We start from the raw sequence: 1,600 nt of genomic DNA, 5'->3' as shown, positions 1-1,600 counted from the left end.
CGGGCTACGCGTACTGGCGCTCCGACGACAACGGCCACCAGCTCCGCTACGACGGCCACCGCGTCTACCACCGCCACCACGGACAGTGGACCGCCATCGCCCAGACCGACGAGCACGCCTACGCCTTCGACCGCTGGCACTTCGACCAGCTCTGGACCATCCGCGTCATCGAGGGCCCCCGCGGCATCTGAGCAGGATCCGCTCCGAAGAACACCCGGACAGAGAACATGATGAAGCAGCAGATCCGCACCCTCAAAACCCTTCGCCGCCGTCGTCCGGCAACGGACTTCGGTGCCGGCCGGCACCGTGGACAGCCTGCCGCCGAACGCCCCTCCACCCTGGCCGCGCCCGCAAACGGCCGCCACCGCCGCACCGGGGCCCCCGCCCTCCCCGCATCCGCCTGACCGCCCCGTCTGAGCCGGCCCCGCGAGGCCGACGACTCGACGAGCCCATGCCGCGCGCGCACGGTGCCACCAAGCACTGACGCGGCGCTGCCGCCAACCGCGTGAACCATGCCGTCAACAGCCGCCCGCGAGCCGAGTGATACGGGCACCACCGCCCGGTCGGCCGGCGCCCCGCCGAGCCTCACGTCCCCGGAAGGGCGCGCGACGGCGCCTCCACCTCCACGGCGGGAAGCGGACCCGGACAGCAACCGCCCCGCCGGCTCCGCCACGAACCACACCGCCGCGGCGCCGCCGACGACCACGGCCGCCATCCCACAGCAGGCCGGCATCCCCACGGCACCGGCCCACGCCGACGAGAGCCGTGAGGACCAGCCGCACCGCGCCGCCGAACAGCCACACCGGCACGTCGAAGCCGGCGCACAGCACGCCACAGCCGACGCAGACGGCACAGAGAGCCACTCATCGACGCGACGGCTGTCGACCGGCCACCCCACCCGCCACCCGCACAACGACAAGGCGGACCGCCGGGCAACCGACAGCTCTACGGGACCGGCATGCCGAACAAGAGGACCGTCACCAGCACGGTCACCGGAATGACCAGGACCACGACCAGCCCGGCAACACAGCCCCAGACAGTCAACCGCGCACTGGTCCTCGCGTAGTCATCACTCTTCGGCACACCCACACCCACTCTCCACCTCCAGCGCCGATTCCATCGAAAGTGCACGTCACCGTCACTCCCTGAGGACTCCGATCAGCACGGCAGTTTCGTAGCGTATGGCAGGCCTGCCGTACGCTGCGCCCACCCCACGGTCACGCTTGAGGGACCGTCAGAGCAGGCCAAAGACCCCGACCAGCCACACGATTACACCGCCGACAACCTCGTGCATGGTTGCCGAAGCCGTAGGGCGAGATGGCCCACCGCACCACCGTCTCCCCGGCCCCGAGCGTGACGCAAAGGCCGGCGCGGCCGTCAGCGCATGGCGCTCGGCGGTCCTTCGCATGCCCTACCGGCGTGACGGTCTGACCCGCATGGTCACAGTCGTCGACACCTTCGAGACCGCCGCCACCTGGGAGGCGGACCTCGTACTCATCAACGCTGTACGCACCGAGGTCGGCGCCACCGCCCCGCACTGACGCTGCGAGCCGCCCCAGAACAGCCTCGACCCGCACCACATCCCAACCCGGGTGTCGTG

The 1,600-nt window shown here is 70.9% G+C and carries 2 protein-coding genes; both read left to right on the top strand.

Translation table 11 applies throughout. From position 1 onward, the window contains the following. A partial coding sequence (locus tag H305_RS49130) for a hypothetical protein (RefSeq protein WP_037767548.1) occupies nucleotides 1-191 on the top strand: 191 nt, incomplete at its 5' end. A gap of 1,215 nt (nucleotides 192-1,406) precedes the next feature. Beyond that, nucleotides 1,407-1,541: a hypothetical protein gene (locus H305_RS55935; protein ID WP_267880823.1), complete on the top strand. Its 135-nt coding sequence runs from the start codon at nucleotides 1,407-1,409 to the stop codon at nucleotides 1,539-1,541. Nucleotides 1,542-1,600 lie beyond the last annotated feature (59 nt).

Origin of the sequence: Streptomyces sp. 142MFCol3.1 (assembly GCF_000424945.1) — a bacterium.
Lineage (GTDB): Bacteria > Actinomycetota > Actinomycetes > Streptomycetales > Streptomycetaceae > Streptomyces > Streptomyces siamensis.
The sequence above is the reverse complement of the archived record's forward strand: the minus strand, read 5'-3'. Positions and strand labels throughout refer to the sequence as shown.